Origin of the sequence: Balneola sp. (genome assembly GCA_003712055.1) — a bacterium.
Taxonomy (GTDB): Bacteria; Bacteroidota; Rhodothermia; order Balneolales; family Balneolaceae; genus RHLJ01.
The window spans coordinates 782,022-798,892 of the sequence record RHLJ01000001.1; the positions used below are offsets into that span (position 1 = coordinate 782,022).

General features: G+C 40.3%; 19 protein-coding genes. 13 read left to right on the plus strand and 6 right to left on the minus strand.

Translation table 11 applies throughout. The features are described 5' to 3' along the window. Position 1 precedes the first annotated feature (1 nt). Positions 2 to 1,192 carry a bifunctional phosphopantothenoylcysteine decarboxylase/phosphopantothenate--cysteine ligase CoaBC gene (gene coaBC / locus ED557_03475; protein ID RNC85846.1) on the plus strand — a complete coding sequence of 397 codons (1,191 nt, stop codon included), beginning with the start codon at positions 2 to 4 and terminating at the stop codon, positions 1,190 to 1,192. Here coaBC and ED557_03480 read toward each other — a convergent pair. Continuing rightward, a complete protein-coding gene (locus ED557_03480; protein RNC85847.1) occupies positions 1,179 to 2,369 on the minus strand; it encodes a hypothetical protein in 1,191 nt (396 codons plus the stop codon). The two genes, coaBC and ED557_03480, sit on opposite strands and share 14 nt — an antisense overlap. A 92-nt stretch (positions 2,370 to 2,461) precedes the next feature. Here ED557_03480 and ED557_03485 point away from each other — a divergent pair, with 92 nt between their 5' ends. Further along, entirely contained in the window at positions 2,462 to 2,887 is a 426-nt protein-coding gene (locus ED557_03485) for a hypothetical protein (protein ID RNC85848.1), read from the plus strand. After that, the gene (locus ED557_03490) at positions 2,887 to 3,741 is read left to right on the plus strand and encodes an alpha/beta fold hydrolase (protein ID RNC85849.1); all 855 of its coding nucleotides are present in this window, start codon (positions 2,887 to 2,889) and stop codon (positions 3,739 to 3,741) included. The genes ED557_03485 and ED557_03490 overlap by 1 nt, the downstream gene beginning before the upstream one ends. 1 nt (position 3,742) lies before the next feature. Here ED557_03490 and ED557_03495 read toward each other — a convergent pair whose 3' ends face one another. Continuing rightward, complete coding sequence (locus ED557_03495) at positions 3,743 to 4,756, minus strand: VWA domain-containing protein (protein RNC85850.1); 1,014 nt, start codon at positions 4,754 to 4,756, stop codon at positions 3,743 to 3,745. 182 nt (positions 4,757 to 4,938) lie between these two features. Between ED557_03495 and ED557_03500 the strand changes: the two genes are divergently transcribed. The 9 genes from ED557_03500 to ED557_03540 all read left to right on the plus strand — a co-directional run bounded on the left by ED557_03500 (position 4,939) and on the right by ED557_03540 (position 11,904). After that, the gene (locus ED557_03500) at positions 4,939 to 5,688 is read left to right on the plus strand and encodes a class I SAM-dependent methyltransferase (protein ID RNC85851.1); all 750 of its coding nucleotides are present in this window, start codon (positions 4,939 to 4,941) and stop codon (positions 5,686 to 5,688) included. After that, a complete protein-coding gene (locus ED557_03505) occupies positions 5,685 to 7,136 on the plus strand; it encodes a nitrate reductase (GenBank protein ID RNC85852.1) in 1,452 nt (483 codons plus the stop codon). Before ED557_03500 ends, ED557_03505 begins: the two co-directional genes overlap by 4 nt. A gap of 37 nt (positions 7,137 to 7,173) precedes the next feature. After that, a complete protein-coding gene (locus ED557_03510; GenBank protein ID RNC85853.1) occupies positions 7,174 to 8,094 on the plus strand; it encodes an AraC family transcriptional regulator in 921 nt (306 codons plus the stop codon). Between the two features lie 74 nt (positions 8,095 to 8,168). Continuing rightward, entirely contained in the window at positions 8,169 to 8,675 is a 507-nt protein-coding gene (locus ED557_03515) for a nuclear transport factor 2 family protein (protein ID RNC85854.1), read from the plus strand. Between the two features lie 2 nt (positions 8,676 to 8,677). Next, positions 8,678 to 9,673 (plus strand): alpha/beta fold hydrolase, encoded by a 996-nt coding sequence (locus ED557_03520; protein ID RNC85855.1) that lies wholly within the window; start codon positions 8,678 to 8,680, stop codon positions 9,671 to 9,673. 117 nt (positions 9,674 to 9,790) lie between these two features. Beyond that, positions 9,791 to 10,150: a cupin domain-containing protein gene (locus ED557_03525; GenBank protein ID RNC85856.1), complete on the plus strand. Its 360-nt coding sequence runs from the start codon at positions 9,791 to 9,793 to the stop codon at positions 10,148 to 10,150. Between the two features lie 2 nt (positions 10,151 to 10,152). Further along, entirely contained in the window at positions 10,153 to 10,914 is a 762-nt protein-coding gene (locus ED557_03530) for an SDR family oxidoreductase (protein ID RNC85857.1), read from the plus strand. 3 nt (positions 10,915 to 10,917) lie between these two features. Then, positions 10,918 to 11,241 carry an AraC family transcriptional regulator gene (locus tag ED557_03535; protein ID RNC85858.1) on the plus strand — a complete coding sequence of 108 codons (324 nt, stop codon included), beginning with the start codon at positions 10,918 to 10,920 and terminating at the stop codon, positions 11,239 to 11,241. Between the two features lie 267 nt (positions 11,242 to 11,508). Continuing rightward, on the plus strand, positions 11,509 to 11,904 hold the full coding sequence (locus ED557_03540) for a VOC family protein (protein ID RNC85859.1): 396 nt from the start codon (positions 11,509 to 11,511) through the stop codon (positions 11,902 to 11,904). Between the two features lie 57 nt (positions 11,905 to 11,961). On the opposite strand, the gene ED557_03545 is transcribed toward ED557_03540, so the two are convergent. Continuing rightward, positions 11,962 to 12,336, minus strand: a complete 375-nt coding sequence (locus tag ED557_03545) for a hypothetical protein (GenBank protein ID RNC85860.1) — start codon at positions 12,334 to 12,336, stop codon at positions 11,962 to 11,964. Between the two features lie 143 nt (positions 12,337 to 12,479). Between ED557_03545 and ED557_03550 the strand changes: the two genes are divergently transcribed. Beyond that, positions 12,480 to 13,472: a helix-turn-helix domain-containing protein gene (locus tag ED557_03550; protein ID RNC85861.1), complete on the plus strand. Its 993-nt coding sequence runs from the start codon at positions 12,480 to 12,482 to the stop codon at positions 13,470 to 13,472. A gap of 3 nt (positions 13,473 to 13,475) precedes the next feature. On the opposite strand, the gene ED557_03555 is transcribed toward ED557_03550, so the two are convergent. The 3 genes from ED557_03555 to ED557_03565 form a co-directional block, all read right to left on the minus strand. Further along, the gene (locus tag ED557_03555; protein RNC85862.1) at positions 13,476 to 14,837 is read right to left on the minus strand and encodes an NAD-dependent succinate-semialdehyde dehydrogenase; all 1,362 of its coding nucleotides are present in this window, start codon (positions 14,835 to 14,837) and stop codon (positions 13,476 to 13,478) included. Between the two features lie 14 nt (positions 14,838 to 14,851). After that, entirely contained in the window at positions 14,852 to 16,036 is a 1,185-nt protein-coding gene (locus ED557_03560) for an aspartate aminotransferase family protein (protein RNC85863.1), read from the minus strand. Between the two features lie 82 nt (positions 16,037 to 16,118). Continuing rightward, a complete protein-coding gene (locus tag ED557_03565) occupies positions 16,119 to 16,733 on the minus strand; it encodes a thioredoxin family protein (GenBank protein ID RNC85864.1) in 615 nt (204 codons plus the stop codon). Positions 16,734 to 16,871 lie beyond the last annotated feature (138 nt).

Here is a 16,871-nt window from a genome sequence, read left to right on the forward strand (position 1 = left end):
TATGCTCTCCGGTAAACGCATTATCTTAGGTGTAACCGGAGGAATTGCAGCTTATAAAGCTGTTTTTTTACTACGTGAATTTCAAAAAGCGGGTGCTGAAGTTAGAGTTACAATGACTCCTTCTGCCATCCGCTTTGTTGGTTTAGAAACCTTTGCCTCTCTTTCTGGTCACGAAGTTGCTGTTGATATTTTTCCTGAAGACCAGGAGCAAGCTACCGAATGGACACGCCATATTAACTGGGGAGAATGGGCTGACTTATTTGTCATAGCTCCCTGCACTGGAAATACTCTGGCCAAGATAGCTAATGGGATTTCAGACAATATGCTCACAGCTACCGTTCTTGCTGCACGCTCCCCCATCCTTATATGCCCTACCATGGATGGTGAGATGTATGAATCTCCATCAGTAACAAAAAACCTCAAAAAAGTAGAGGGTTTCGGATATCATATTTTGGAGCCGGAATCTGGTTTTCTAGCAAGTGGACTGGAAGGGAAAGGGAGGCTACCAGAGATTGACACTATTCTTGAAAAAACAAGCGCGATTATTGGCTCAATAAAGGGAGCTTTAGAAGGGAAAAAAGTTATCGTTACTGCCGGGCCAACCAGGGAATTCATAGATCCTGTACGTTTTATCTCTAATCCTAGCTCAGGAAAAATGGGATTTGCTATGGCAAAAGCGGCTCAGCGATTAGGAGCAGAAGTAATTTTAATCCATGGCCCTGTTCATTTAGAAAATCCTGAAGGGGTCGTATTACGAAGCATTGTATCTGCTGATGACTTATTTAAGGCTATACAACATGAAGCAGATGCTGATGTGATAATAATGGCGGCAGCTGTTTCTGATTTTACTCCGGCTCAAACATTCGGACATAAGGTAAAAAAAGACGCTGCTGAGGATGCTATTGAGCTGGCAAAAACTACAGACATCTTAGCCTGGCTTGGAGACAGAAAACCTGCTCATCAGACCTTGATCGGTTTTGCTATGGAAACAGAAGATCTAATTGAAAATGCTACCTCCAAGCTAAGTAAGAAAAAAGCTGATTGGGTTATCGCAAATTCGCTGGCAAAAGAAGATTCCGGCTTTGAATCAGATACCAATCACATTCATGTTATCAGCAAGGATGATGTTTCCGAATTTAAAGGAAGTAAAGAAGAGGTAGCAGAACGAGCACTAAAACTTATTTTCGGTTAATCGTCCGGAGAACTCCCCCAAAACCAACTGAGAAATACCAAACTCCTCCATCGAGTGTTTCATATTGTTTCTCCCAGCCTAATTCTTTGTACCCAACTCTAAACCTTAGAATAGTACCCTCAAAAGTACCTTTTGCTAATGTATAATGATCAAAATTCACACCTACCCCGTAATTAAAGGTATGCCCCAAACCATATCTTACATCAGATCTGGTACCAATATCAGCCCGGTCTAAATCTCCGGTACTAGGAGTAATACCGGAAATACCACCACTTACGAAAGGAGTTATTAATACCCTCCTCATTGGCAAAAGTTGGTAGCCTAATAAGAGATCAGCAAAATATGAATCTGCCCGGTCTCCTTTTTCCCAATCGTATTCTCCCCTGATAAATCGATCATTCCTGATAGTCCCTAAGCCTAGGTCCATCGAAAAAGCCAACAGAATATTATCCCGGTAATATTCGAAAGTCATATTTATATCGAAATTAGGGGAATATTCCTTTCCCAACCCAGCGGTGTAATCGTTATACCCTAAGCCCAAGAAAAACCCCCATGCATGTCTCGAAAAAGTATACACTTCTCTGACATAGCTCCCTATATATTCTGAGTACTTACTCTCAGGATATTTCTCGAGGAAAAAATCGGCCTCTCTGTTTATTGCTTGTTGCTCTTCTTCGTAATTCTCTAAATCAATCAGCTCTTTATTAAGGGTTAGCCTTAGAACTTCTTTTTCCTCTTTGCTTAGATTTGAATTATTAACTCTATCAACTAATAGCTTTTTGTTCTCTAGGCTGAGTGAGAACAAATCGTCAAAAAAATAATCCACAAAGGTTAATGGGCTTCTCTGAGGATGATAAAAATAGAGTAAGGGAGAAAAGTAACCGTTGCTATCCAGTCGATTCAATACCAAACTGACTACGCTGTCATAATCCGAAACCCAAAAGCTCACTAAGAGCCTTTCATAAACTGAAAAGACTGTTACTGAATCCTGAAAAGTACGTTCAGCATACTCAACTATATCCCCTGCTTTTTGGAAGTCCCCGTTTTCGAGGTTATTGAGTAACAATTTTCTTGCTTTGAGAACTAATATTTCATTAGTATCCCCTACATTTTTAATTTCATCTTCGATGGTCTCCTGGGCAACTACATGGTACATACTGCCTTCAAAGACATTCAAAATCGATAAAAAAAGTATTATTGGAATAAGTTTTGACCGCAAGCTATTATCGGTTTACTTCGATTTTCAAAAGTTCGTGAAGATAGTTCATTATGGATCAGAATAGGAAAAAAGTATCTATCGTCTTATTGGCTTTTTGTTGTCTAATTGCTGCGGTTATTCTAGCCTATACCCCTACCTATGTTCCAGTATCTGTCAACACAGAAGCAGAATTGGATTCCTTAATTCAACTTTCATTCGAGGATGCTAATTTACTGCGTGGCCAAATACGAACTTATAACGTTGAAATTGACACTTCTTTCACCAGAAAAGTATACCGGGTAGAAGTTCCCCCGGAGTTCTCTAAAACGAGCTTCCACCTGGATCTTCATCATCGGGTATTTCCCTTTGGTTTAAACACCCCCACTACGGTAGTATTCCCTGAGGAAGACATGAATATTTATATTGAACATAAAGGCACTGTGTTTAGAACTATCAGACTGGTTACAGGAACTTCTTCATCAACTGGAAATGGGTAATGGCTGAAAACAAGGTATTACTAAAAAGGCTTGTTCTAGAAGAATTTCCTCAACCGGAAATCATACAAACTCAGTATCCTATTTTTCTTTGCCATGGTTTTGGAGCCATTGGTTCATTGGTAAAACCATCTCCCCTTCATGATCCTTGTATGTTGATGAGAGAACATGGCCTTGTTGCATTTGCTCCCAATGTTGTGCCTTATGCCCCAATCGAAACAAGAGCGAGGAACTGGGTTCGCTTGATAACGCAAATCTGCGAGACGTATAATTTTGAAAAAGTAAATGTTATCGCTCATAGCATGGGTGGATTAGATATGCGCCATGCACTCTGCCACCTTGATATTCATGAAAGAGTGGCTTCTTTAACTACTATTGCTACCCCCCATAGAGGTACTTATTTGGCAAACCTGGTTTTGAAAACCCCGGAAGTTATCACTGAAAAAATCGGAGATATTGTTGATTGGTTTGGAAACAACGTCTACCCTCTCGAAAAAAGTGAGGTACTAAACTCTGTAGAGCAATTGTGTTTGGATTATGTGCAAACCAGTTTCAACCCGGAAAACCCAAACCTGGAAAATTTCCCGTACTTCTCATACAGTGCCGCTGTAGGTAAGGGAACAAATTACTCTTTGAACCCAGTCTTCATTTTTCAGAATACTCAGATCTTTGGGCAGGAAAACATCAACGATTCTTTCGTTTCTGTTGAAAGTTCAAAATGGGGGACTCACCTCGGTACGGTGAATCTGTCTCACATGAATCAGATAAATGTTCAGGTAGTTGGAAAAGAAGCCAAATCCAGGTACTACGATCTTTGGATAGGTTCAGTGAAGAAGCTTGCTGAGATGGGTTTTTAGATTATTCGATGGTACAGCCGCCAGTAAATCCATCCGCTGAAAAAGTAGTTCTAAAACTTCCAAACCTGTTTTCATAAAGGGCTCGTAGTTCTAACGTGTGATCTCCGGAACGCTTAGGGCTGCAGTATTCCAAAACATAGAATGATTGAGATTCACTCTGTACCTTCTGAGCAACCTTTAGAAAGGTAGCATTCAAATCAAAAGAGTTTTCTGCCAATTCAAAACCATCTCTTCCTATAGTTTTAAGTACGCTTTCGTCAATCTCATCCCCAAGACCAATTGTAAATACTGCATTATCACTACCAGCTTCATTAACTGCGTCTTGAGCTTCCCGTGTTGTTACACGACTAGCCTGGTCTGTTCCATCTGTAAAAATCACAACTGAACCAGCGGTTGAAATATTTGGATTCAATCTGGTTTCGACGAGACGGGAATTCATAAGTGATAAACCTTGTACTACAGCACCATTTAAATTGGTAGAAACGTCATTACTTATATCTTCATCAATAGAACTAATTCCCTCATTTAGTTGAGCTATTTCAGTAGTAAAAGGAACTAATAGATGAATTTCTTCTTCCCCATCAAACCAGTAAATAGCCATTTCTTTTGACCCATAGGTTTCATCTGTGATCGCAGGCATTACTGAATTTATAAATGAGGTAGCAGCACTTTTTACGTTAGGTAATTCTGTATCTCTTAACACACTACCACTAAGGTCTAATAGTAAAATAGAAGAGAACATAAACTCCCCTTCTTCTCTTTGTATCTGGGCCTGAGATTCCAACCTTGAGATCAAAGAGCCGTTTTCATAAATCTCAAAATCTTGAGGCTCCAACGTAGTAAACAGATGATCTTCACCCAGATCAACTTTAAAAAAGAGCCTGATTTGTGAAGGTATTTCCGACTTAGCCTGAATCAATTCAACTTCGAAGCGACTATCCTCATCCTTTCCACACCCGGAAAAGGCAACCGCTATTGTTAATAGTGATATAGTGAGTAATTTTATTCTTTTCATATCAAATGGATTCTCTCAAAGGCACAAAATATTGAATCAACGTGATGATTGGTATTAGAATTAAGATTCATATGAATCAGCGCTAATTTAAATCATAAGATAAATTCTGAATGCGGGGTCTACATTAACTCTACATTCTTTGTTTTTAACTCGAATTACGTTCATTTTGTACTGGTAATTATATGAAAGAAAAACTGCAAGAATACGATCGGATAGCTGAAGCTTACAGAGACTCAAAGGGTCTCTCTTTTCGTACATATATCGAGGAATTCACCTTATTCCAACTCCTTGGTAATATAAAATCTTTGGATGTGCTGGATCTGGCCTGTGGTGAAGGGCATTATTCCAGAAAAATTAAACTTGCTGGAGCAAGATCTGTTCTTGGGGTAGATATTTCTTCGGAGATGATCGCACTTGCAAAAGATCAGGAATTACTGCACCCCATTGGCTGTGAATACCTTTGTGCTAACGCGGCTAAATTACATACTACATTTAAAGTGGACATAATTACTGGTATGTATCTTCTTAACTATGCAAAAAGTGCTCAGGAACTTTTCCAGTTCTGTAAATCGGCCTACAATGCATTAAAACCAGGAGGGATATTTGTTGGTTTTAACGACAACATAAATGAGAACCCAAATTCGGCTCCTTCCTTTTTGAAATACGGGTTTGAAAAAACAACCCCTTCTCTTCAAAAAGAAGGTGACGTTGTCAGATACACCATTACCAACGAAGATGGAACTACTTTTTCTATCGATAATTTCTTTCTAAGACCAGAGACCTATCAAAGGGCGTTTAAAAAAGCTGGCTTTATCGGATTCAGCTGGCACGGCCCGTATCTCGATCCAAAACAAAAAGAGAACTCCTTCTGGGATGATTTTATGGATTATAAACCTATTATTGGGTTTAGAGCAGTAAAACCTAATCGATGAATATTCCAGAATCCGTAAAAAAATCCTCGCTCTATAACGAAGATTTTGCCCCAGTCTCGAAGAATAACAGGAATTGGAATACCTGGAATTACGCTTCTATATGGATAGGTATGGCTGTTTGCGTACCTACTTATATGTTAGCAAGCAGTCTTATACAAGAGGGAATGACCTGGTGGCAAGCTACCTTTACTATATTTCTTGGTAATCTAATTGTTCTTGTCCCATTACTTCTCAATGGACACCCCGGAGCTAAGTACGGAATCCCATTTCCAGTTTTGATCCGTTCCAGCTTCGGACTTCACGGAGCCATTTTTGCTGGCTTGTTGAGAGGACTGGTTGGATGCGGCTGGTTTGGCATCCAAAGCTGGATTGGAGGAAACGCAATTTATCAGCTCTTACTTGTTTTGGCTCCTGATCTGGCAAACAGTCCTTACCTGGGAGATTTTATTGGGCTAAACATCGTCCAGCTAGTTTGCTTCTTCATTTTCTGGGGAATAAATATCTGGATCATCTATAGGGGCATAGACACCATAAGAGCCCTTGAGAGTTGGGCGGCACCAGTACTTCTCTTCTCTGGTATCGCATTGATGATTTGGGCCATCTCAACGGTGGGCTCTGTTTCGGATATTTTAGCTGCTACAAGTACTTTTCATCCAGCTCCCGGAACCACATTCTGGAGCATCTTCTGGCCTAGCTTAACTGCTATCGTGGGCTTTTGGGCTACTCTTTCTCTTAACATTCCGGATTTTACCCGGTACGCCGTTAATCAAAAGGCTCACTATAAGGGGCAGGCTTTAGGACTTCCCACTACCATGACCTTATTTTCCTTTATCGGCATTTTTGTGACCAGTGCGACAGTACTTCTTTATGGTGAAGCAATTTGGGATCCTATCATTCTGATGAGCAAATTCGATTCCCCTATTGTTATCATCCTTTCTATGGTGATGCTAAGCATAGCTACCCTTTCTACTAATATTGCAGCGAATGTAGTGGCTTCGGCCAACGATATTGCCAACATTTTTCCAAAGAAAATTAGCTTTAAAATGGGTGGCTATATAACCGGAATCATTGGGATAATGATCTTCCCATGGAAACTCTTAGCTGACCCGAGTGGATATATTTTCCTTTGGTTAATTGCTTATTCTGCACTGTTGGGTTCCATCACAGGGATTATGATTTGTGACTACTTTGTGGTTAGAAAAAGAACCTTAGATATATCCTCCCTCTTTAGTGAAATGGGTACTATTCCAAGATGGAACTGGAAAGCATGGACAGCTTTTTCCTTAGCTCTTCTTCCTGTTATCCCAGGCTTTTTCATACAGGTTGGTTTGATAAGTGGATCTTCGATATCGTCTATTTGGAATGACCTGTACTCATACGCATGGTTTATTACTTTTGGGATTTCTTTCCTAATCTACTTCTTATTGAGTAATAGAAAAGCCAGCTAAATTCCCCATATTGCCCGACGAATCATATTAGGCAATAGTGAAACACTTCAAAACCATATCGGAGTATTGCGAAGGCATTAGCATTCCTCAACCTAGGCATCCTCATTTTGATATCCGGAGTTTTGAGGAAAATATGCCAGTAGTTATTAGCGAAATGCCACCTTTCCGCCATGAATTCTATGCTATAGCTATAAAAGCCGATGGAGATGGGAAAGCCATAACCGGTCATCACACCGATTTCCCAAAAGGAACCACGATTTTTTTTAATTCCCCTTTTCAAATCATCTCTTGGGATATCGTACCCAATTGGAAAGGATATTACATCATGTTCTCCCAGGATTTTGTGGCACAATCCGGGTTATTCTCAAACCTTCTTCAGAATTTTCCTTTTCTAAAAATTGATAAAGCCATTCCCTTTGAAATTGATGAGTCCGATCTACCAGATATACTTGGGACCTATCAAAAAATATGGACAGAATATCATAGTGATTCCGATGATAAATTCGACCTGATTGAAGCCTACACCTTTCTTCTTCTCAATTATACCAAGCGGTATTTCTTGCAACAGGTTGATGAGGAACAGGCAGAGCAGGCTATCAGAACCTCGGACCTGAAGTTGTTGACACGGTATCAAACCATGATACAAACCAGCTTTTATGAGAATACAAAACTGGAAACCTTTGCCAACCTCCACTCACCGAGCTATTATGCTCAAAAGCTGAATGTTCATCCTAATCACTTAAATGCGGTTGTCAAAAGCATTACGGGGCTTACAGCACTGAACCATATTCATCGGCACCTTCTTCAACTTTCGAAATCTTATCTCGCCCAGACAGAACTAAGTGTAAAAGAAATTTCCTACGCCCTTTATTTTGAAAGTCCTAGCTCATTCAGCTCTTTTTTTAAGAAAAACACAGGTTCTACCCCTCTGAATTACCGCGAACAGGTAATTCTTTGAAATTCACACTCCCTCCTTTGATTTCATAAATCCATCCTGAGCTACCTTTTTATTGAACCAAAAAGGAGATCGAAATGAAATCATTCACGCTGGTAACAGCAATAACACTATTAGTAATTGGAACCCTAACCAACAGTATTACCACTATGGAAACGCAAAACGAAACTCAAAAAATTACACAAACCATAAACAAACTCTTTGTTTATACCGATGAGCAAGAATGGGAGAAGCTACAGCACCAGGTTTTTACCGAAGAAGTATGGTTAGATATGTCTTCGCTTGGCGGTCCCAAAGAAACAATGAAGGCTACAGACATCACAAGCATGTGGGCCGAAGCGTACACCAGTATTGATGCAGTAAATCATCTTGGCGGCAATTACATCATCGACATTGAAGATGACCACGCTAAAGTATTTGCCTACGCAACAGCTACTCAATACAAAGAAGCTGCCACTGAAGGAAAAACCAGAGAGTTTGTAGGCACTTATAACCTAGAATTGAGAAAAGAAAACGGACAATGGAAGCTCTATTCCTTCCAATACAACCTAAAGTATATGACCGGCAACATTGAATTTAAATAACTATGAAAACCTATTTAACACCCCTACTCATTTTTGCCCTGATCATGAGCTGTACAACCAAACCAAAAACTAGTAAAGAACCTAAAACCATGGAAAAAATAACATTCAATAGCGAAGGCGCTAACCTTGTAGGTGATATTTATTACCCGGAGAATTATGAAGAAGGAAAAGAATATCCAACGCTTGTAGTTTCCGGAAGCTGGACTACCGTTAAAGAGCAAATGGCTGGTTTATATGCAGAAGAGTTAGCGAAGCAAGGATTCATAACACTAGCTTTCGATTTTAGAAACTTCGGGGAAAGTGAAGGAGAACCAAGGTTCTACGAAAGCCCGTCTATGAAAAAGACAGACATCCAAAATGCAGTTACTTTTCTTGAAACGCTTCCAGGAGTTGATAGCGATAAAATTGGAGCCTTTGGAGTATGCGCCGGAGCTATGTACACTCTAATGGCTGCTTCTGAGGATAATCGGATTAAGTCTGTAGTAACTGTTGCTTCCTGGCTGCATGATGCAGATGCCGTCAAATTGTTCTATGGTGGAGAAGAAGGCGTATCTGCAAAAATTGAAGCTGCTCAGGCTGCGAAAAGAGAGTATGCTGACAACGGAGTAGTAGCTTATGTACCAACTATTTCTACGGAAGATGAATCAGCCGCCATGTTTGGTCCTTATGATTACTACCTGAATCCAGAGCGCGGAGCCATTTCAGAGTGGAGTAATGATAAGTTTGCGGTAATGTCGTGGGAAGACTGGTTAACTGCTGATCCTATGCCTTCTGCCTCTAACCTTACTGTGCCAACCCTGATGATTCACTCTGACGGTGCAGTACTACCCCAATACACCAAAAACTACTTTGAGCGAATTGCTTCGGAAGATAAAAGACTTCATTGGATGGAAACTGAACTGGACTCCCCTTTCCATCAATTCAGTTACTATGACCAGGAAAATGAAGTAAGTGAATCAGTTGCTGAATCAGCAAAATGGTTTACAGAAAAGATGTAGTCTTTTTCCAAAATCCCATTAAAGGAAGATCGGGCAACCGGTCTTCCTTTTTTGTTTGTAGATAGTTCTAAAAACAGTTTTCTTTTCGAACTAACCTTCCCTAATTAACTGGAAAAAATGATCAAAAAAATTAACTGGGCCAATGTCCCTGAAGACCAAGTAAACCCATCTATGAAACGGAAAATGATCTATGGAGATAAGATCATGATCGCTAAAATGGAGTTTAAAGATGGTTTTGTAGTACCCATGCATAGTCACGAAAATGAACAAATCACCCAGGTTACCAAAGGAACGATCCGTTTTTGGTTCGAAAGCGAAGATTCAGAACCAGTAGATTTGCATGCGGGAGACTCTGTCGTAATTCCTGGGAACCTTCCTCACAAAGCTCTTATGATCGGTGAAGTTGAAGAAACCGATACCTGGGCTCCACCACGAAGAGACTGGCTGGACGGAACCGATGACTATCTAAAGAAATAAGCATGGATTTAGGATTAGCCGGGAAAAAAGCCCTGGTAATGGCTTCCAGTAAAGGCCTTGGGAAAGCTGTTGCTTCAGAACTGGCAAAAGAAGACGTACAGGTTTTGATTTGTGGAAGGAATGAAGCTGACTTGATCAAAGCTCAGGAAGAAATACAAGCTCTCAGCAGCTCTAACGTTCATTATGCCGTTGGTAACGTCTCCACAAGTTCGGGAAGGGATAACATTTTATCGGCTGCTCAAGCTAATCTGGGTACTGTAGATATACTAGTTACCAACTCTGGTGGCCCCCCATTTGGAAGTTTTGAAAGTCATAACGAAGAAGCATGGGAGCAGGCATATCGATTATTGTTAGAAAGCACGGTGGGAATGATCTATGGAGTACTGCCCGGAATGAAAGAGCAGCAATGGGGAAGAATCATCTCGATTACTTCGCAGGCGGTCAAACAACCAGTTGAAGGATTGGTTCTGTCCAACTCCGTCCGAGCTTCGGTTGTTGGATTAATGAAAACCCTGGCCAACGAATTAGGACCGTTCAACATCACGGTAAATAATGTGATGCCCGGCTACACCCAAACCGAACGACTGGAAAGTTTAATGGAAAAGAATCCAGCCCTGCATGAAGTCACCGAAGAAGTCCCTTTAAGAAGAATTGGACAGCCTGAAGAATTCGCTGCTGCAGTGACTTTTCTGGCCAGCCAGAGAGCCAGTTATATCACTGGTGTTTCGTTGGCTATTGACGGAGGATGGGTTAGGGGGATTTGAAAAATGAATTTCTACCAGAAAGAAATACTCCGGATCAAATCGAAGATTTATTCAAATCAGAAACAGCTGGATACTGTAATTGAGCTTCGAAATTATATAGATCAGCACTACGATTCTGATTTGAATCTGGAATCATTATCAAGCGCTCGCTTTATTTCAAAATTTCACCTTTTACGAACCTTCAAAAGGTACTATGGACAAACCCCCAGTCAGTATTTGATTGATAAACGAATTGAAAGAGCAAAAGAGCTCCTTAAAAAAGGGACAAAGGTGACAGAAACCTGTTATGCAGTTGGCTTTGTAAGCCTCGGTTCATTTAGCTCCTAAATGAAGAAAAAGGTAGGACTTCCTCCTTCTGAATATCAAAAAGAGCAATTTTCAAGAAGCTTATACATATAAGGTTTTAGAAATTTAGTATTGAATTATATAGATGCTATTAAATCCTTACACATTGTTTACACTTTCTGTTCACTTAGGGTAACGTAGCGTTTTTGTTATTCGTTAATGGTTATTTGTAAATCACCATTAACGAATAACCATCAACCATTGTGTAATAACTTATTGCGCGTTATATAAAACCTAAACTAAACATCTATGAGAATTTTCGGATTAAGTATTCCGGTAATGGACCAGGAAAAAGCTTTCCAGTTTTACACCAATAAACTGGGTTTCATTAAAAAACTCGACATTCCACTAGACGGAGGTCACAGATGGCTAACCCTCGTTTCAAAAGAACAACAAGACGGACCAGAACTATTACTGGAACCTTCTCCCTTACATTTTGAACCTGCAAAAGTATTCCAGGAAGCCTTGTTTGATGCAGGCATTCCCTGGACACAATTCAGCGTAGATGATGTGCAGGCAGAATTTGACAGGCTCAAGGCATTAGATGTGGCATTTAGCGTTGAACCCACAGAAATGGGTACGGTTAAAATTGTGGTATTTGATGACACCTGTGGAAATCATATTCAGCTTGTAGAGGAGTTATAATAAAGCAAGCCAAAGAGCCGGCACTATGACCGGCTTTTCATTGGCTGTAGTTTAGGATTAGATAGCTCTTTCAAATCCAGAAATATTTGGAGCAAAAGTAGCATCCAGACCCATACCTAAAGCAGCTTGTTTTAATGGCTCAGGCACATCACCACAAAAAAGAAAGGGGCCTGGGTCTGCAACTTCTAGTAAAGATGGAAAGTGGCCTGCAGCAGTGGTACTTAAGTGGAACCCTAAAGCATCACCATCTTTAAATAAATCATAGACAAGAAGTGTTCTGGTATCTTCCTCGAAAAAGCATTGCACCTTAAGTGCACCTGGCTCAGTTTCTTCCATTTGGTTAGTTACTTCTTTATAGATGTTTTGCAGTTCATCTGATTTACCTGGTTTCGCAGTCCATTTGTAAACAACGGTGATTTCTTGAGTATTCATGATTGTATTTGTTTTGAATTATATAACGATTCGAAACCAATGTATGTCATTAATTAGTTCTATAAGGTTGTCTTTTACGACAACATAAAGGGTTGTTTACGACAATTCTTTACTTTACTTTTTGAGTGATTAATCCAGCTCAAATGAAACACATAAGCGTACTTGTCCCCACCGGAAGCAGTATTGTAGATACCATTATAGCTCCCTATAACTTACTTAGAATGGCTAATTCCTATTTCAGGAAACTCAAGCAACTCCCTGAAAATCGGTTTCAGATCGATCTTGTTGGCCTGTCTAAAGATCCAATTACCTATCAGGGCTTATTCAGTATCCATCCTACTATAACCATAGATGAAGTAGAAAAGACAGATTTGATCATTGTCTCCCCTATTAGCGGAGACCTGGAGAAAGAAGTTGAAAACAATCGCGAGTTCGTTGACTGGATAAAAACTCAAAGAATAGAAAACGATGCTGAGATCGCAAGTTTATGTAAGGGAGCTTTTCTTGTGGCTGAAACAGGTCTTTTAAATGGGAAAACATGTGCCACTCACTGGACTGCCCATAACCTGTTCCGGCAGAAGTACCCGGAAGTGGAGCTGATTCCTGAAAAAATTATCTGTGAAGACAACGGCATTTACTCAAGCGGAGGAGCTTATTCTATTCTAAACTTTACCCTTTATCTAATCGAACGATACTTCGGAAGAGAAACAGCAATATGGTGTTCCAAGATTTCTGAAATCGAATTCGATCGAATCAGTCAAAGTGAATTCATCATATTTAGTGGCCAAAAAGAACATTCTGACGAACACATAAAAAGGGCTCAATCCTATATTGAAAACAATTACGAAGAGAAACTGAATATCAATGATATCGCTGCGATGGTGAACTTAAATGTCCGCAGTTTCTTGAGACGCTTTAAAAAAGCCACTTCCAATACTCCGCTTGAATATATACAGCGCGTTAAAATTGAAGCCGCTAAAAAGAAACTTGAATCCACCACAGAGACTATTCTCGAGGTGATGTACGGAATAGGTTATAACGATGAAAAAGCTTTTCGAAAAACTTTTAGAAAATACTCTGGCCTAACGCCTAAGGAATATCGAAAGAAGTATAACCGGGAAATGGCTTTTTCTTAGCCGTTATCCTACCCAAACTGTCTTTGCATTTACAAATTCGCGGATTCCGTACAATCCCAGCTCTCTTCCATAACCAGATTGCTTGATCCCGCCAAAAGGTAAGCGGGGATCGGATTTCACAAAGCCATTCACAAAACAACATCCCGCTTCCAGGTACCTGGAGGCAATCTCCTCTCCTTTTTTTACATCATTGGTAAACACCGCGGCTCCTAAGCCAAAGTTGGTATCATTGGCAATCTGGATGGCTTCCTCTTCATCTCTCACTTTAATAATGGCTGCAACAGGACCAAATAACTCCTCTTCATAAGCCGGCATGCCTTTGGTAACATCAGTCAAGATGCTTACCGGATAAAAAGCTCCTTGAGATTCCGGTTTCTCACATCCTATAATAGGGGTAGCTCCAAGCTTTATACTCCCCTGAACCTGTTTATGTAGCTCATTTCGAAGATCAATTCGGGCCATAGGCCCAATATCCACTCCTTCATCAAAAGGATTTCCTATCGTTTTGGATGACATCAACTCAGTGAATTGCTCCAGAAACTCATCATATACCGATTCAACAACAATAAATCGTTTCGCGGCAATACAAGTCTGCCCCGAATTAAGCAGCCTCGAAGTCACGCATAATTCAGCCGCTTTCGAAATATCTGCATCAGAAAAGATTAAATAGGGATCACTGCCACCGAGCTCCAATACGGTTTTCTTGAGGGCCTCTCCAGCCTGACTTGCCACTATCTTCCCCGCCCTGGTACTCCCTGTAAGTGTTACCGCTGCAATTCCGGCATGTTGAATAACCGGCCTCATGTCTTCGTTCTCAAATAGAACAGTTCGAAAGAGATTCGATGGGATTCCAGCTTGATGTACTAACTCTTCGATTTTTAATGCACATCCTGTGGTTATTTCCGCGTGCTTTAAGATCACGCCATTTCCAGCCATTAGTGCCGGAGCACCAAACCTGAATAGCTGCCAGAATGGAAAATTCCATGGCATAATGGACAATACTACCCCCAATGGTTGGAAAGTGACATAACTTTTTGAAGCTTCGGTCGCTACCGTTTTATCCCTCAAAAATTCCTCTGCATGCTCGGCATAATATTCACACACCCAGGCACATTTTTCAACTTCTGAAATTCCCTGAGCCAGTGGCTTTCCCATTTCCAGTGCCATAAGCTGGGCAAGTTCTTCTTTCTGTTCCCTCAGCAAAGATGCAATTTTTAAAAGAAGGGGTTTACGATTTTCAAATGTTCGTTTAGCCCATTCTTTTTGAGCAGCATTTGCATCCGATACGATTTGCTCGAACTCGGTAAACGAAGTATTAGGGTATTCCCGGATTAGCTCACCGGAGGCTGGATTGATAGTCTTCATAACTGAAGATGAAATTAGACATTTCTGGATATACTACCAGCTATCAATTCCAATACTTCGTCAATCATTTCCTCTCCGAGAATAAGTGGTGGGGCGAAGCGAATTAGAGAGTCGGAATGAAGAGTCCATCCCAGAATTATTCCAAAACTCATGCACTCTTTAACAACAGCCTCGGTAAGCTCTTTACTCGCAAGTTGAATACCAAGCATCGCTCCTTTTCCGCGTACTTCTACAATTCCTTCGCCCTGTAATCTATTCTTTGCCTTCTCTTCAATAAGTTTGGCTGTCGCAAGATAATTTCCACTCAACAGTTCTTCCAAAGTAGCCAAAGCAGCGGCACAACTTACCGGGTGCCCGCCAAAGGTTGTTACATGATTTAAAGGCGGATCATACATAAATGCTTTGAAGATTTCTTCTGAAGAAACAAATGCCCCTATTGGCATCCCTCCACCCATAGCCTTGGCCATACATAAAATATCCGGTTGAACTTCAAAGTGCTGAAAGGCAAATAGCTTACCGGTACGTCCAAAACCGGATTGAATCTCATCGAAAATTAATAGCGCTCCTGCTTCCGTACATTTCTTTCTGATTTTCTTGAGCCAACCACTTTCCGCTGGAATAATCCCACCTTCTCCCTGAATAGGTTCCATTATAACTGCTGCAATGGAATCATCAATAGCTTCGATTCCTTTCAACGAATTGAAATCAAGAAAGTGAATATCCGGCAATAGAGGCAGGTAGGGATCACGGTATACATCCCGACCTGTAACACTAAGCGAACCATGTGTGTCTCCATGGTAGCTATTTCTAAATGCTATAAGCTTAGTTCTCTTAGTATGTTTTTTTGCAAGTTTAAGAGCCCCTTCATTTGCCTCCGTTCCACTATTTACAAAATATACCTGATCCAATCCTTCAGGTAACTTTTTGGTCAGAAGCTCAGCAAGTTCTAGTTGAGGTTTTTGGATGAATTCTCCATAAACCATTACATGCAGATGCTTCTCTAGCTGATCTTTTACAGCCTCAATAATAGCCGGGTGACGATGCCCCAGACTACTAACCGCAATTCCGGAAATTAAATCAGTAAATCGTTTTCCATTGGTGGTATAGATATAAGGACCTTGGGCATGGCTAATTTCCAAACCCAATGGTGAATCACTCGTTTGAGCAATACTCTTCTTAAATCTCTCTAAATATGTCATGCTATTCACTTTAAAAACCTAAATGGTGCAAAAGTAAGGCATAACCATACTAAAATAGAAAAATGTAGAACTTATGTAGACCCTATATTGATAATTGTGCAGCAAATTCTTGTTGAGAAGTTGATCCTTTATCCTTCGCATAGAAAGTATGAAGATTTTTGGAAGCTTCCTTCGGACCAACTGCGGGGTTCCTTTTTTCAGATAAATACTTTTTTTGTACTTCTATTGGCCTTGGCCCCCAGCTTCCAAGTACTTCCAGGGTCTCAGAATCTAGTATAACTACTTTAGGTATTGAGCGACTTTTCCCATCAGTTAAAAACTGGTCTATAATCTCTGGATGTTCGTCTCTTAATATCACTTTTAGGGCTATATTTGGATTTAGCTCTGCCATTTTATTTATGAATGGTAAAATCTGAGCTGAATCTCCGCACCATCCTTCAGTAATCACCAACCAGATTTGTGGACGCTCAATGGCCTCTACAATTGCTTTTACTTCTGGCAGAATCTGACCACGTTTGTCCCAACGATGAGTTCGCTGTAAATTCAACTTCGTGTAGTTAAGGTTGCTCTCACTGTTCTCATGATTCGTAACCTCGCCTTTTTCCAATAACTCTTCGGTTAATTTATTAAATCGGGTATAAGAATAGGCATTGTTAATAATATCATTGGTTATCGGGGAAGTAATAATAGCATTCATGACAAAAATTTTGATGTTTGAACATTGAAAATGTACGAGCTTCTACTTTTGATTGATAATTGACATTATCAATAGAGCTAATAGCATAATCAAAGCTTAAAGCCGTATCTTTCGTTCGTGCAATTGCAACAGGAAACA

Excerpts from the sequence above, each read along its gene's own strand:
- ED557_03550 (RNC85861.1), top strand. The coding sequence starts at position 12,480 with ATGAAACACATAAGCGTACTTGTCCCCACCGGAAGCAGTATTGTAGAT.
- ED557_03560 (RNC85863.1), bottom strand. The coding sequence starts at position 16,036 with ATGACATATTTAGAGAGATTTAAGAAGAGTATTGCTCAAACGAGTGAT.
- ED557_03485 (RNC85848.1), top strand. The coding sequence starts at position 2,462 with ATGGATCAGAATAGGAAAAAAGTATCTATCGTCTTATTGGCTTTTTGT.
- ED557_03545 (RNC85860.1), bottom strand. The coding sequence starts at position 12,336 with ATGAATACTCAAGAAATCACCGTTGTTTACAAATGGACTGCGAAACCA.
- ED557_03540 (RNC85859.1), top strand. The coding sequence starts at position 11,509 with ATGAGAATTTTCGGATTAAGTATTCCGGTAATGGACCAGGAAAAAGCT.
- ED557_03530 (RNC85857.1), top strand. The coding sequence starts at position 10,153 with ATGGATTTAGGATTAGCCGGGAAAAAAGCCCTGGTAATGGCTTCCAGT.
- ED557_03555 (RNC85862.1), bottom strand. The coding sequence starts at position 14,837 with ATGAAGACTATCAATCCAGCCTCCGGTGAGCTAATCCGGGAATACCCT.
- ED557_03505 (RNC85852.1), top strand. The coding sequence starts at position 5,685 with ATGAATATTCCAGAATCCGTAAAAAAATCCTCGCTCTATAACGAAGAT.
- ED557_03520 (RNC85855.1), top strand. The coding sequence starts at position 8,678 with ATGAAAACCTATTTAACACCCCTACTCATTTTTGCCCTGATCATGAGC.
- ED557_03525 (RNC85856.1), top strand. The coding sequence starts at position 9,791 with ATGATCAAAAAAATTAACTGGGCCAATGTCCCTGAAGACCAAGTAAAC.
- ED557_03490 (RNC85849.1), top strand. The coding sequence starts at position 2,887 with ATGGCTGAAAACAAGGTATTACTAAAAAGGCTTGTTCTAGAAGAATTT.
- ED557_03515 (RNC85854.1), top strand. The coding sequence starts at position 8,169 with ATGAAATCATTCACGCTGGTAACAGCAATAACACTATTAGTAATTGGA.
- ED557_03565 (RNC85864.1), bottom strand. The coding sequence starts at position 16,733 with ATGAATGCTATTATTACTTCCCCGATAACCAATGATATTATTAACAAT.
- ED557_03535 (RNC85858.1), top strand. The coding sequence starts at position 10,918 with ATGAATTTCTACCAGAAAGAAATACTCCGGATCAAATCGAAGATTTAT.
- ED557_03500 (RNC85851.1), top strand. The coding sequence starts at position 4,939 with ATGAAAGAAAAACTGCAAGAATACGATCGGATAGCTGAAGCTTACAGA.
- coaBC (RNC85846.1), top strand. The coding sequence starts at position 2 with ATGCTCTCCGGTAAACGCATTATCTTAGGTGTAACCGGAGGAATTGCA.
- ED557_03495 (RNC85850.1), bottom strand. The coding sequence starts at position 4,756 with ATGAAAAGAATAAAATTACTCACTATATCACTATTAACAATAGCGGTT.